Origin of the sequence: Sinorhizobium fredii, assembly GCF_002944405.1 — a bacterium.
Taxonomy (GTDB): Bacteria; Pseudomonadota; Alphaproteobacteria; order Rhizobiales; family Rhizobiaceae; genus Sinorhizobium; species Sinorhizobium fredii_C.
This window is the reverse complement of the sequence record NZ_CP024310.1, coordinates 730,754-744,479: the sequence shown is the minus strand read 5'-3', so window position 1 is coordinate 744,479 and position 13,726 is coordinate 730,754. Positions and strand designations below refer to the sequence as shown.

The 13,726-nt window shown below is 62.5% G+C and carries 13 protein-coding genes; 9 read left to right on the top strand and 4 right to left on the bottom strand.

Annotated elements, in window-relative coordinates:
• Positions 1-16: 16 nt before the first annotated feature.
• The 4 genes from NXT3_RS27260 to exoY are packed head-to-tail and all read right to left on the bottom strand — an operon-like array spanning position 17 to position 4,330.
• Positions 17-1,024, bottom strand: coding sequence for an acyltransferase family protein (locus NXT3_RS27260; RefSeq protein ID WP_104841036.1), 1,008 nt, complete (start codon positions 1,022-1,024; stop codon positions 17-19).
• A 20-nt stretch (positions 1,025-1,044) separates the two neighbouring features.
• The gene (locus NXT3_RS27255) at positions 1,045-2,325 is read right to left on the bottom strand and encodes an O-antigen ligase family protein (RefSeq protein WP_104841412.1); all 1,281 of its coding nucleotides are present in this window, start codon (positions 2,323-2,325) and stop codon (positions 1,045-1,047) included.
• 4 nt (positions 2,326-2,329) lie between these two features.
• Positions 2,330-3,595 (bottom strand): polysaccharide biosynthesis/export family protein, encoded by a 1,266-nt coding sequence (locus NXT3_RS27250; protein WP_097525892.1) that lies wholly within the window; start codon positions 3,593-3,595, stop codon positions 2,330-2,332.
• Between the two features lie 54 nt (positions 3,596-3,649).
• Positions 3,650-4,330, bottom strand: a complete 681-nt coding sequence (exoY, locus tag NXT3_RS27245; RefSeq protein ID WP_097525891.1) for an exopolysaccharide production protein ExoY — start codon at positions 4,328-4,330, stop codon at positions 3,650-3,652.
• Positions 4,331-5,109: 779 nt separating this feature from the next.
• Here exoY and NXT3_RS27240 point away from each other — a divergent pair.
• The 9 genes from NXT3_RS27240 (at position 5,110) to NXT3_RS27195 (ending at position 13,722) form a co-directional block, all read left to right on the top strand.
• Positions 5,110-5,400: an exopolysaccharide production repressor ExoX gene (locus tag NXT3_RS27240; RefSeq protein ID WP_097525890.1), complete on the top strand. Its 291-nt coding sequence runs from the start codon at positions 5,110-5,112 to the stop codon at positions 5,398-5,400.
• Positions 5,401-5,617: 217 nt separating this feature from the next.
• Entirely contained in the window at positions 5,618-6,643 is a 1,026-nt protein-coding gene (locus NXT3_RS27235) for a glycosyltransferase family 2 protein (RefSeq protein WP_097525889.1), read from the top strand.
• Between the two features lie 365 nt (positions 6,644-7,008).
• Positions 7,009-7,566, top strand: coding sequence for a thermonuclease family protein (locus NXT3_RS27230; protein ID WP_104841035.1), 558 nt, complete (start codon positions 7,009-7,011; stop codon positions 7,564-7,566).
• 38 nt (positions 7,567-7,604) lie between these two features.
• Positions 7,605-7,862 (top strand): hypothetical protein, encoded by a 258-nt coding sequence (locus NXT3_RS27225; RefSeq protein ID WP_104841034.1) that lies wholly within the window; start codon positions 7,605-7,607, stop codon positions 7,860-7,862.
• 786 nt (positions 7,863-8,648) lie between these two features.
• Positions 8,649-9,443, top strand: a complete 795-nt coding sequence (locus NXT3_RS27215; RefSeq protein WP_104841033.1) for an endo-1,3-1,4-beta-glycanase ExoK — start codon at positions 8,649-8,651, stop codon at positions 9,441-9,443.
• Positions 9,444-9,552: 109 nt separating this feature from the next.
• Positions 9,553-10,764, top strand: a complete 1,212-nt coding sequence (locus NXT3_RS27210; RefSeq protein WP_097525887.1) for a glycosyltransferase family protein — start codon at positions 9,553-9,555, stop codon at positions 10,762-10,764.
• Entirely contained in the window at positions 10,761-11,756 is a 996-nt protein-coding gene (locus NXT3_RS27205) for a glycosyltransferase family 2 protein (RefSeq protein WP_097525886.1), read from the top strand. Before NXT3_RS27210 ends, NXT3_RS27205 begins: the two co-directional genes overlap by 4 nt.
• Complete coding sequence (locus NXT3_RS27200) at positions 11,753-12,679, top strand: glycosyltransferase family 2 protein (RefSeq protein WP_037419377.1); 927 nt, start codon at positions 11,753-11,755, stop codon at positions 12,677-12,679. The genes NXT3_RS27205 and NXT3_RS27200 overlap by 4 nt, the downstream gene beginning before the upstream one ends.
• Positions 12,676-13,722 (top strand): glycosyltransferase family 2 protein, encoded by a 1,047-nt coding sequence (locus NXT3_RS27195; RefSeq protein ID WP_104841032.1) that lies wholly within the window; start codon positions 12,676-12,678, stop codon positions 13,720-13,722. Before NXT3_RS27200 ends, NXT3_RS27195 begins: the two co-directional genes overlap by 4 nt.
• The last annotated feature ends 4 nt before the right edge of the window (positions 13,723-13,726 follow it).

The window sequence follows — 13,726 nt, the reverse complement described above, 5'->3', positions numbered from 1 at the left end:
CTGCAGGCTCGCCGGCCTATTGGGCGGTAGGCCCGGTAAGGGCGACGGCCGGCGCCGGCGCCCGTGCACGCTGCAGCAGCGGGCGCTCGACAAGGCCGTAGGCTGCGATACCGGCGACCGTCCCCGCCAGGATCGCCAGGCCCATCGAAATCGCCGACGGCATACCCAATAGGCCGCCGGCCTTGGCGACGACCGAGATCGCGAAGGTATGCCATAGATAGATCGAGTAGGAAGCATTGCCGAGCAGGTCCGGCAGGTTCAGCATCGGCATCCGTCCGCTTGCCTCGAGCGACAGCGCGCCAAGAACCAGGAGGACGGCGAGCGGCCCGGTCGTGCGCTCGTCGAAGGAAAGATGAAGGCCCCCGATCAGGGCAAAACCGCCGAGCGAGCAGGCGATCAATGAAGAACCGATTGCCGCCCCGGGAACCTTCCCGCGGAGCCAGAACTCGCCGAGGATCATGCCGGCGACGAATTCGAGGATGATCGGCCGCGTATAGGTCAGCCAGAGAGCATTTTCGCTGGGAGCAACCAACCCGACGGTGACCAGCGCCACGAAGAGGCCGGTAATCGCCGGGAGGCGCCAATGCCGCGGCAGCAGCAGGGAGGCCGCGAACACGACGTAGAAGAGCATCTCGAAATTCAGGGTCCAGCCCTGCACGAGCACCGGCCAAATCTCGCCACTGCTCGGCGAGCGGGCCGGAAAGAAAACCAGCGAGGCCAGAACGTGGTCGAGGGTCAGCACCAAAGTGGGAAACAAGCCGGCGAGCGCCCCGGTGATCATGACGGCCGTCGCAAACCAGTAGATCGGGACGATGCGGCGGAGGCGATCGGAGATGAATTTCGCGGGGGTCACCGGCCGCCGGTCGCTGATGACCCACATGATGAAGCCGCTGATGACAAAGAAGACGTCCACACCGGCCGCTCCGATCGTAAAATCGTGGCCGGTCTTTTCGGCGGCGTGAAAGATCACGACTGCGAGCGCCGCCGCCGCCCGAAGATACTGAATCGCCCGGATCGTCCCCATCGTCCCCTCTGACCGTGATGTCACATGCTGGGCCGCGGCCGATACGCCGGAGTGGGCCCGTCGCCCGGCCAAAGCCAGGTCACCGCCTGCCGGCGGCGGGCGACCGTCAATTTCCCTGCGGTGAAGTAAAGCAGGAAGGATCCGACATGGTACGGGTTCATGATGTCGATCTCGACGAAGGAGCGGATGAGAAGGAGCATGGCGATGCCGAACAGCACCATGGCCTCCGCGTCACGGTCCTCGGACAGCAGACGCTTCAATTGCCCGAATACCGCCGTGAGAAGCAGCATCGTCAACAGCATCAGGCCTACCAGTCCGGTTTCGACGGCGGCCTCGATATAGGTGTTGTGAAAGTGGAATCCGGAGCGGGCGGTAATGTAGAACTCTTCCCACAGACGCTCAGCCTCGGAAAATCCCTGCACCCAATAGGCCTGATAGCCGATGCCGAAGATCGGTGAAGCCTGCGCCGCTTCTATTCCTTGCTGCCACAGATAGGTGCGGCCGGTGAGCGTCGAATCCTTGCCGAATGCGCCCAGCACGAGATCGATGACACCGGCATAGATGAGTGCAACCGCGGCGACACCGCCGAAAACCGCCACGCCGATAAAGAGCCCTTTCCGGCTCGCGGGCCTGAGCGCCGTGATCGCTCGCATGGCGACACAAAGCCCGAGGATCGCGACAGTCGTCAGCACCGAGGTCGCCGATTGGGAGGCGAACAGCGAATAGGCGGCGATTGCGCCTGCGCCCCCGGCGGCGGCCCGCCAGACGCCTCGCTCGCCAAGAACGACGACGGCCATGAAGGCGAAGTAGATGCCGAGCGAGGCATAGAAGCCCAGCTGGTTCTTGGAAGCGAATGCGCCGACGAAGCTGTAGGTGCCGTCGAGCGGATCGTAATGGTGGACGCCGAAGAGCAGCGAATAGAGGAGCACGATGGCGACGCCCGCAATGGCGCCGCGGGTGAGCGTGCCGATGTCGATCACCCGCATGGCGATGAGCGCGCAAACGATGTGGCTCAGATACTGGATCCCGGCACGTGCCGTCACGCCGGGCGCGGCCGACCAGAACGTCGAGAGACAGGCAAGGATCACGAAGGCGAAGATCCAGACGAACCTGCCGTAATTGCCGAGGACCTTGCGGTAGTCGACGAGAACAAGCGGCAGCCACAGGCCGTAATAGGCGAGGATGGAAATCGGTCCGAAACGGGTCGAATAGGCAAAGACGAACAGCGAAAGGGCCACGGCCGCGGTGCCGTAGAGCCCATTCGCGTCAGGGTCGATGAGGCTCGCCTTGCGGATCCGCATGCATTCACCGCATCGCCACTGCGGCATTGACCTTGATCACGTCTCCGGGAAGCACCGGCGTCGTTTCGGTCGCCGCGATCTCCTTCGACTTTCCGTCCTGTTCACGAATGATCGAATAGGTGATGTTTGCAGCCTGCTCGTCCAGTTGTGCCGCCTCGGCCGATTGCATGAGCGCCTCGGTCATCAGATCGCGGCTGGTGCCGAGCTTCAGCGTCAGCGTGTCGAGTTCGGCTTCGGTATTTTGCAGTTCCTGGGCGAGTTGCGCATCCCAGTCGTTGCGCAGGTTGGATTCGTCCTGCGTTGCCTTGCTGACGTCCTGCTTGGCCTTCAGCGAGGTCGTATCGATGTCAAGAAGCTGCGACTGGACGTCCGCCACCCGCTGCTCGAGCGAGAGCTTGCGCTGGCTGAGCGCCAGGCCCTTTTCGGCAAGGCTGTCGACCTTGTCCAGGTCCTCGGTGGCGAGCTCCAGCTGACGCTGCTGCGTTTCGGATTTCTTCGCCAGCGAGTCGATCTCGCTCTGCAGCAGCGATTTGAGATCAGCCAGGGCGTCGAGCTGGCGTTCCTGCCGCTTGTCGCGCGACACCATCAGAGCCGTCTCGCTTTCGAGCAGCTTGTCGACACCGGGGACGTTCTTGAGCTCCTCCGGCAACGTGATCTTGTCGTGCTTGGCAATTTCCGCCTGAAGGCGGGCTCGGCGAATGAGCAGTCGGTTGCGCTCCGCCACCTGAACCGACGAATCGCCGTTCGCGGCGATATAGTCGCGTGCAAAGCGCTGGCCGGTCGGGCCCCGACGCAGTCCGCCGCCAAGGCTGATTGCCTTGAGCACGGTGAGATTGGGGGCATAGGGATATTCGCCTGGCGTCTCGACCTCGCCGTAGAGATAGACCGGACGGTATTGCGCCATCTCAACCGAGGCTGACGGCCGGTCGCGAAGCCCGAAGAGCTTTTGCATCTTGATGCCGATCTCTTCGGCGAGTTCCGTGGTCGTGCGGCCGGATGCAGGCAGATCGCCGACGAAAGGCAGCGACACCTTGCCGGAGGCGCCGACCGTGTATTCACCGCCGACAGCCGACCAATCCCGGACCGCGCCTTCGGCGGTCTGCCATTCGGCAACACGAATCCGCAACTTGTCCATGACGCCGAGGCGATAATCGTCCGCCCGAGCCATGCCCGCACCCGATAAGACAAGCGCCGCGCAGAGTGCGAGGCGGGCGAAATGGAAACGCTTGCGGGAGCCGGCTGGCACCCCTGGAACTCTGATCGATTGCATCTGGGATTTCCCGTTGCTTGACGTTGTGCTCAGCCGCGAGCCGACGCCAAGGTTTCAATAGCTGCCGCGGGAGAGGCAGACGGCGGGGATGGTCTTGAAGACGATGACGAGGTCGGCAATGAGCGACCAGTTCTGGACATAATGCGTATCGAAGGCCACCCGAGTGGCATAGGACACATCGTTGCGGCCGCTGATCTGCCAGAGCCCGGTCAGGCCGGGACGCGAGCGCAGATAGAACTCGGCAGCCGCGTCGTAGAGCTCCAGTTCGTCTTCGACGACCGGACGCGGACCCACGATGCTCATTTCACCACGAATGATGTTGATGAGCTGCGGCAGTTCGTCGAGGCTGAGCTTGCGAAGAATGCTTCCGACCACGGTAACGCGCGGATCGTCCTGCAGCTTGCGGGTGGTGCGCCATTCTTCGTAGGCGGCGGGATTCGCCTTCAGGTATTCCTGCAGGACCCGGTCGCCGTTTTCCATCATCGTGCGGAACTTGAGGCACTTGAAGGTCTGGCCGTTATGGCCGATGCGGCGATGACCGTAGAAAATGCTGCCGCCGTCCGAAAACTTCACCAACGCCATGACGAGCAGGAAAAGCGGGCTGAGGGCGATCAGTGCCAGAATGGCGATGAGAATGTCGAAGCTTCGCTTTGATATCCCGCCGATCGGCCGGATCGCACCGGTCTCCTGGGGAATAAAAAAAGCCGTACTGGCCGAGCGAGTCGCGGACTTCATAGAGGTGACTCCATTTACGTTGGCGATTGTCGGTCCCGAGGGACGGAGCGTCATCTAGCGCGAGTGTATGGTGAGAATTTGATTTTTGAAGGCGGAATGATGGCAACGCCAGCGGACGCCGACGCGAGGGTGTTTAGTGGGCGTGCCGGTCAGAGACTATTACGAAATTTTAAGTATACGGTTTGGAGTTCACCGCTAAAATAGTTGCGTTCGTCATCTCGCCCTTCAAACATCGGCGCGCATTCATTATTTGCGATGGCTAAAGTATTGTATTTGACGCAGCAATTTTTCACTAGCGGCTACCACGGCTTTCCGGCGGTAAGATTTTAAAAGTCGGACTTTTGAGGGTAATTTTTGCATCGCATCATTTTGTTGCGCTGCACATATTCTCGAGCCGAGGCCCTGTTGCCTGTAACAAAAGTTGATCGGAAAAAACGGCTGTTTCAGCGGCAAAAGACGCAGCAAACAGAACGAGTTCGCCTTTTCCCCTGTGAATTTAGGGGCCGCTCCAGCGAGTCAGCTTGACCCCCGCACTTCGCGGAAAAATAATCCCCTAAATCCGTCGAACCTATCGGTGATTGTACCGTTTAACCGTCGGACCCATTCGAATTGCTGAGTCTACCTAAAGATGACGGAAAGCTTTTACCGCTAGGAACTGTAGCGACAAAGTTGCGTTTTGCAGGTTGAAGAGAAAAGCGACCGCTAATATAGTGGGAAACAGGAGCGAGGGCGGGAGTGCAATGACGGTTCCACGAGCAAATCGGAAAGCGGGGTAGGCAATGTTCGCACCACGCTTCGTCATGAGCATGTTCGGCGCGCTAGCGGCGTTTGCCATCGCCACCTACTTTCTGACCGGTTCGCTCGCCTCGACGGCCATACAGACGCTGCTCTGTGCCGTTCTGATACAGGTCGGATACTTTCTCGCCGTGCTTTTCCTGGTGTGGAAGGAGGCGCGCGAGCGCCGAAAGTTATCCTCCGGCAAGCTGCCGGCCGATGCGACGAATGACGAAAAGCAGGCGAACAAGGTTCCGCTGCGCCGACTGAACCGTCCCGGTCACTTTAATTCCTGACCGCTTTCTCGGCCCTTCGCAGCTGCGAAAAAATCTTGCTCTTTGACGCGCTTGCGACACGATCGCCATGCATGGTGCTGCGTACCCCGCTCCAGGCCCCCCTGCCCTCCCGGTGCAGAGGGACCTGTAGCGCGTCGTATGCCCTCGAATTGGTGACTCGAAGGCAACGAGCAGGAGCCGCGAAACTAGACCCATCCGATGACCGCTGGAGGCCCGTATGACCGCAGCCGCGCCGACGAATGTCTGCATTATCATTGCCGCCAAGAACGCCGCCGAAACGATTGCCCGGGCTATCGACTCGGCGCTCGCAGAGCCGGAAGTCGCAGAAGTCGTCGTCGTCGACGACGGCTCGACCGATGAGACCGCAGCCGTGGCGCGCGCCGCCGACGACGGCTCCGGACGTTTGAACGTGGTCTGCTTCGAAGAGAACCGCGGGCCTGCCGCGGCTCGCAACCATGCGATTGCCGTTTCGAAATCCCCGTTCGTGGGTATATTGGACGCGGACGACTTCTTCTTCCCGGGGCGGATGCGCCAATTGCTTGCTCAGGACGGCTGGGATTTCATCGCCGACAATATCGCCTTCATCGACGCCGCTCGAGCGATGGGTGCTGCGCGCAGGATCGACCGCTTCGCGCCCAGCCCTCGCCTGATCGATTTCGTCGGCTTCGTCGAAGGCAATATTTCGCGCCGGGGTGTCCGGCGGGGCGAAATCGGTTTCCTGAAGCCATTGATGCGGCGCTCGTTCCTGGATCAATTCGACCTTCGCTACAACGAGACCCTGCGCCTCGGCGAGGATTTCGACCTCTATGCCAGGGCGCTAGCGCTCGGGGCGCGCTACAAGATCATCCATAGCTGCGGCTATGCGGCGGTGGTTCGCGGCGACTCCTTGAGCGGCAGCCACCGGACGATCGACTTGCGACGTCTCTATGAGGCCGATCGCGCCATCCTCGCCGAGGCCCGTCTGAGCACCGAAGCTGCCGCGGCGCTGCGGCGGCACGAGCACCATATTCGCGGCCGCTACGAGTTGCGGCATTTCCTCGACCTCAAGCGCAACGAAGGAATCGCGGCCGCATTTGCCTATGCGCTGACGCACCCCGGCGCCCTCCCGGCGATCGTCCGGGGAATCGCTGCCGACAAAACCGAACACCTGCGGCGCTCCCGGACGCCCGCACCGGTGGCGCTCGGCGGATCCGGCGATGTCCGCTACCTGCTCGAGGCCTTTGCGCTGGAGCGAGCGGAATAAACCAAAGCCCTCTGCCAGGCGGCCCGCCGACCCAGAGGGCCCTGTTGTATCATGGAAGCCAGCAGGAACGCTTTTCCCCGCGCAGCGTTACCCCGACATGGTCAACAACTACCGGGATAGCGAAATGAAAGGCATCGTTCTCTGGCTGATGGGTGTTCCCCTGATCGTCATCGTCCTGCTCTATATGTTCGTTTTTTGATCGCAAGCCTTGCGAGGCTGTGACGACTGCTGAAGGGGCTGGCGCCCCTTCAATGTCGAACGCGCAGTATCCACCGATCTCGAACTGGTTCCCCTAGTTTTTCAGGGATGCGAACCGCGAGCCGCTTGCGCTAGATTCAGCACCAGAACAGGGGCTGGATAGACGCATGATCGGCAGTCGGATCGCCGCAATAACCCTCGCCGAGCCGCGCGCCCGTTCGGCGTCGCCGTCCCCCCCAATGCGAATGATTCCCATCGTGCTTGTCCTGCTGGCCGCGCCGGGCGCGGCCGCGGCGGCTGGCCCGGTCGGCGGCGACGCCTCCGTGGTTGATGGCGATACGATCGAAATTGCGGGCGAGCGCATCCAGCTTTGCGGAGTGGATGCACCCGAGGATTGGCAGTTCTGCCTCGACGAGACGGGGGCAGACTATCATTGCGGCAAGGAAGCGGCGCTGGCCCTCAAGGCGTTTTTGTCGGCATCCCGCCCCACCCGCTGCACATTCGCCGGCCGTGACCGCTACGGCCGCTATATCGGCGCATGCTTCCGAGCGGACGGCAAGGACGTCAACCGGTGGCTGGTTGAATCCGGCCACGCCGTCAGCCGTGAAGAAAATCACGACAAAGGACTGTACGCCGCCGCACAGGAAATGGCACGATCACTTGGAGCCGGCATGTGGCGCGGGCAAGCCAGGGCAGAAGCCTCCAGCCACGTGGCGGAAGAGTAAGCCGAGGGGTTTCCTCGGCAGGTGTCAAGTGAGAGTCGATGATCGTCGAGTTTTGGATATTCTGCGCCATCGCGACCGCGGTCGTCGCTGCGGTCAGGGGCGGACATAGTCTTCTTTGGTTGATAATCGGCTGCGTACTGGGCCCCGTCGGCCCGGTGGTGGCGATCCTGAAGCCTTCGCTGAAATCGAATGAGCCGATCGTCGCGGCCGAGCGTCAGGCCGAACTTGACGAAATGAAGAGGCCGCTCCGGGGGAACGAGCGCGATACCATCTCGGCCAAGCCCAGGGACGATTAGTCCGTTCGCCTCAATTGCTGCATGTAATCGAGAGCGGCTCCCCTCATCGCGAAAAACCCGCCGATTGCGCGGCGGGCTTGCTTTGGTACTGAAAGCACTAAAGTATGGACACACTATTGTCTGGGGGGCCGCAATTTTCCAGTAACATTTTAGGGGTCGTCTGACATTGCAGGCCGCAGGCGGAACGGCGCCGGCCTCCGGCTCAACCGATCGAGATGCGAATCGGTTAGCCCGGCGCCGCAGCAACCCCCGGGGGTAAATCCCGCCTCATCCTTGCCGCATTTCCACTCGGCAATTTCCCCAAGCGCGGGATGGAGCCAAAAAAATTACGTCTCTCGTGCAAAATTCACAGCCGCACCGCACAACTCGCGATTGCCCCCAAATTTTGCAGGGCACAGTTTTCTCAACATGCGGGGAAACAGGGATTTAACCCGGATGGCCCTCTTGAGCCGATGTCGACCCGCTCGCGAAAACTTCGCCGCTTGGATGCGCTGCAGCATAGCCTCGTTCGATTTTCTGCTGCACTGCCATATTTTCTCTTTGCAAATGCCCTAGTTTGTTCGCCGTGAGCTTAAGTCTGCTTCGTTAAAACGGGCGCCACGAGGCGCCGCCCGATAGGAGTGACCGATATCGTGAGTATGGGCGCTTATGTCTCGACGCAGATTGACCTCGCGCGCGTTGCGCTGCTCCGGGGTGCTGCGCTTGCGCGCCTTCCCACAACCCTCAGTCGAGCCTCGCCCGGGCTCCCATGCCCCCACGCGACTCCGCAGCAAAGGCAGCAAGACAATGAAATCCGATCGCTACGGGCGCCTGTTGTGCCTCGCCCTTATCACCGCACTTCCGCTCGCCTGCAATATGAGCAGTGCCACAGCGCAGGACGGAGCCAAAGGCACGTCGTTCATCGATGACTTCGACAAGCTGGACAAAAAGGTCTGGTACGTCTCGGATGGCTGGGACAACGGCGCGCACCAGAACTGCACCTGGTCCAAGAAGCAGGTGAAGATCGTCAATGGAGTTCTCGAACTGGGTTTCGAAGAACGCAAGGAAGGCAAGCGTAATTTCGCCTGCGGCGAGATCCAGACGCGCAAGCGCTTCGGCTACGGCACCTACGAGGCAAGGATCAAGGCGGCGGACGGTTCCGGGCTGAATTCGGCCTTCTTCACCTATATCGGCCCGACCGACAAGAAGCCGCATGACGAGATCGATTTCGAGGTGCTCGGCAAGAACACCGCGAAGGTGCAGATCAACCAATATGTGGCGGCCAAAGGTGGCAACGAATTTCTGGCCGATGTGCCGGGCGGCGCTAACCAGGGCTTCAACGACTATGCCTTCGTCTGGGAGAAGGACCGGCTGCGCTACTACATCAACGGCGAGCTCGTTCATGAAGTCACCGATCCCGCCAAAATCCCGGCGAACGCCCAGAAGATTTTCTTCAGCCTGTGGGGAACGGACACGCTCAGCGATTGGATGGGCACCTTCTCCTACAAGGAGCCGACAAAGCTCCAGGTCGATCGGGTCGCCTTCACGGCCCCCGGCGACAAGTGCCAATTCCCCGAGTCGGTCGCCTGCCGACTGGACTGACCGCAATCTGAGCAACTGACCATTTTATGAGCAATTGCAACAACTTGTTGCGGTGCACAAAAAACTGAACTAAGCTCGGCCCGGGCTGAGCAGGGAAACGGATGTTTTCATGCTGCAGATACTCTATTTGGCACAGGATCTTGCCGACCCCGCGGTGCGGCGAAGAACGCTGACACTGGTCGCCGGCGGTGCCCATGTCACGCTGGCGGGCTTCCGCCGCGGCGGCAACCCGCTTGCAACCGTGAGCGGCGTCGAGCCGATCGAACTCGGAACGACGGCGGACGGGCGCTTCGCCCAGCGGCTCGGCGCCGTCGCCGCCGCCTGCCTGTCGCTGAAGGGCAGGCTCGGCCATCTTCGCAAGCCCGACCTCATCATCGCCCGCAATCTCGAAATGCTCGCCGTCGCCAAACGCGCCGTGACGCTCTTCGGCGGCGACGTTCCGATTGTCTATGAGTGCCTCGACATTCACCGGCTGATGCTGCGCAGGGACATGGTGGGGCGGGCGCTCCGCGCCGCCGAGGCCCGGCTCGGCCGAGACGCCCGCTCGCTGATCACCAGTTCGCCGGCCTTCATCGAGCACTACTTCCGCCCCCTTTCGGGCCTCGAGGCGCCGCCGATGCTGCTCGAGAACAAGGTGCTTGAAATCGATGGGAGCACGCTGCCGGCGGGCGTCCCAGCCCAATATCCCCAACCCGGTGCGCCCTGGAGGATCGGCTGGTTCGGAGCGCTTCGCTGCCGCAAGTCGCTCCACCTCCTCGCCGATTTTTCCCGCAGGATGGAAGGCCGCTTCGAAGTCGTTCTGCGCGGCAGGCCCGCCTATTCGGAATTCAGGGATTTTGACGGCTTCGTGCAGAACGAGCCGTTCATGCGGTTCGACGGCCCCTATCGAAACCCCGAGGACCTCGCCGAGATCTACGGCGCCGTCCACTTCACCTGGGCGATCGATTTCTTCGAGGAGGGCCAGAACTCCAACTGGCTACTGCCCAACCGGCTCTATGAAGGATGCCGCCACACCCGCGTTCCGATTGCGATGAAGGGTACGGAGACGGCCCGCTTTCTCGCCGTGCGCGGGATCGGTCTCGTCATTGAAGAAGCCGATGCCGACGCCCTCGCCGCGCTCCTGGGCTCGATGACGGCGGACAAGTTTTCCGAAGCCGCCGACCGGATCGGCCGGTGTCATCCCGCCACCTGGGTGTTCGACCGCGCGGATTGCGAGACGCTCGTGCGGCGGCTGGCAACGCTCACCCACGACGCAACGCAAACGATCATTCCGGCCGCTGCCCTTGCGGAAGCCCGTCACAACGAAAGTGGATTGCTATGACCGCGGAGAGCCCGGCGTCGACGTCTACCCTCATCGTCATCCCCTGCCTCAATGAGGCGCTGCATATCGAAGCGCTTGTCGCGAAGCTGCGTCCGTCGCTTGGCGTCCTCAACGCGAAGATCGTCATTGCCGACGGCGGCAGTGACGACGGCACGCGCGAGATCGCTCGCCGCCTCTCCGAAGAGGACCCGCGCGTCCTCTTCCTCGACAATCCGAAGCGAATCCAAAGCGCTGCCGTCAACCGCGCCGTCGCCGAACTCGGTTCGGGCTTCGACTACCTGATCCGCATCGACGCGCATGCGAGTTACCCGGACGATTATTGCGAGCGACTCGTCGAGGAAGCGCTCGCAACCGAAGCCGACTCTGTCGTCGTCGCCATGCAGACCGAGGGTTTCGGCACCTTCCAGAAGGCGACGGCCTATGCCCAGAACTCCAAGCTCGGCAATGGCGGCTCCAAGCACCGGACCGGTGCGGCCGGCCATTGGGCCGAGCACGGCCATCACGCCCTGATGCGCATTGCCGCCTTCACCGATGTCGGTGGCTATGACGAGACCTTCAGCCACAATGAAGATGCCGAACTGGATTTTCGCTTGGGCAAAGCCGGCTATCGCATCTGGATGACCGACAGGACCAGCATGGTCTACTATCCGCGCAATCGGATCGTGCCGCTGTTCAAGCAGTATTTCGGCTATGGCCGCGGCCGCGCCAAGAACATCCTCAAGCACCGCGCGATGCCCGGGCTCCGGCAGATGCTGCCACTTGGCGTCGCGCCCGTCGCCTTCGGCGCACTTCTTGCCATCATCAACTGGGCGGCGATCATCCCCTTCGGCGTCTGGGCAGCGGCGTGCCTCGGCTATGGCGTCTGGATGGCGGTCGGCCAGCGCAACCCCTACGGGCCGCTGGCGGCGCTCTCGGCCATGGTCATGCATCTCGCCTGGTCCGCCGGCTTCTGGCGCGAACTCCTCGATTTCCGGCGTCGGGTGGAGCAATGAGCGCGGCCCTTCATATCGACATCGGCGTCTGCACGTTCCGTCGGCCCGAACTCGCCGCGACGCTTCGGTCGCTTGCGGCGGTGACGCTGCCCGCGAGGGCGACGCTTCGCGTCATCGTCGCCGACAATGATTCCACGCCGAGCGCCCGGGCGCTCGTTGAGAGACTGCGGCCGGAAATGCCGTTCGAGGTCACCTATCTCCATTGCCCGGCATCGAACATCTCGATCGCCCGCAACGCCTGCCTCGACAACAGCACCGGCGACCTGCTCGCCTTCATCGACGATGACGAGACCGCCTCGAGCGACTGGCTGGTCAGCCTGCTGGAAGAGGCGCAGGCGAGCGGCGCGGACGCTGTCCTCGGCCCGGTCCGGGCCCACTACGCCCCGTCGGCGCCCGCCTGGATGCGCAAGGGCGACTTCCACTCCACTTTGCCGGTGTGGGTGAAGGGCGAAATCCGCACGGGCTATACCTGCAATGCGCTGCTCCGGATCAGGGCCCCGTCGCTCCATGGCCGCCGCTTCAAGCTCGCGCTCGGCCGCAGCGGAGGCGAGGACACGGATTTCTTCACTGGCATGCACCAGGCAGGAGGAACGATCGCCTTTGCTCAGGAGGCCTGGGTGCATGAGCCGGTGCCGGAAGGCCGGGCCTCGTTTGCTTGGCTCGCCAAACGGCGCTTCCGCTCCGGCCAAACCCACGGACGGCTGCTGACGGAAAAGGCGCGCGGTGCGGGCCAGCCGCTGAACCTTGCGCTCGCCGCCTCCAAGGCCGCCTTTTGCGGATGCGCCGCGGTTCTCTTTCTGCCGTTAGCCGTCCGGCGAAATCGCTATGCGCTGCGCGCCGTGCTGCATGCCGGCGTGATCAGCGGCCTCCTCGGTCACAAGGAGCTCGAGCAGTATGGAGCCGCCGAGGTGACCTCCCGATGACCGCGCCCGTCAACCCTCCCATGCACACAACCGTGAACGAATCCACGCCGGACGTCACCTTTGTCATCGCCGCCTATAATGCCGCCGACACGATCACCCGTGCGGTTGGTAGCGCCCTCGCTCAGGAAGGCGTCGCGGTCGAAGCGATCGTCGTCGACGATTGCTCCTCGGATGACACAGTTGCTCTTGTCACCGCGATCGACGACCCGAGGGTCCGGCTCGTTTCGCTTGAGCAAAATCGCGGCCCGGGCGGGGCCCGCAATGCCGGCTTCGCGGCGGCGCGCGGCCGCTGGATCGCCGTTCTCGATTCGGACGACACGGTACGCCCGGCAAGACTGGCGCGGATGATTGCGCGCGCCGAAGCGACAGGCGCGCAGTTGGTCGTCGACAATCTCGACGTGCTGTCGCTCGACGGAAGCAATGTCCGGATGTTCGAGGACGCCGAGCTCGAGGCCCTCCCCGAACTCACCCTGCCGGCCTTCATCGAGTCGAACGTGATTTTCCGCTCCGAGCACAATTACGGCTATATGAAACCGGTGTTCGAGCGCCGCTTCCTCGCCCAACATGGTCTCTTTTTCAACGAGTCGCTCAGGATTGGCGAGGATTACATCCTGCTCGCATCCGCACTGGCCTGCGGCGGCCGCTGCGCGGTCGAGCCCTCGGCCGGCTACACCTATCATATCCGCGAGGGCTCGATCTCGCGCGTGCTGAAACTCGAGCACATCGATGCGATGATGGCGGCCGACGAGGCATTCCTGCAGCGGTATGCGCTCGACCCGCTGTCGCGAAGGATGCAGCGCAAACGTGCGCGCGGCTTCCGCCAGGCGCGCTCGTTTCTTCTCCTGGTCGAGCAACTGAAATCGAGATCGTTGGCTGGCGCGCTGAAGACCGCGCTCGCCGACCCGATAGCGCTTCGGCATCTCCGGATGCCGATCGCCGCGCGATGGCGCCGCCTGGCGGCGCGGGCGCCGCAACCCGCCCCGATCACGGTGGCGGCTGAACGATCCCCGCTGGGCAATGATCCTCACACAAGCAAAGGATAACAAA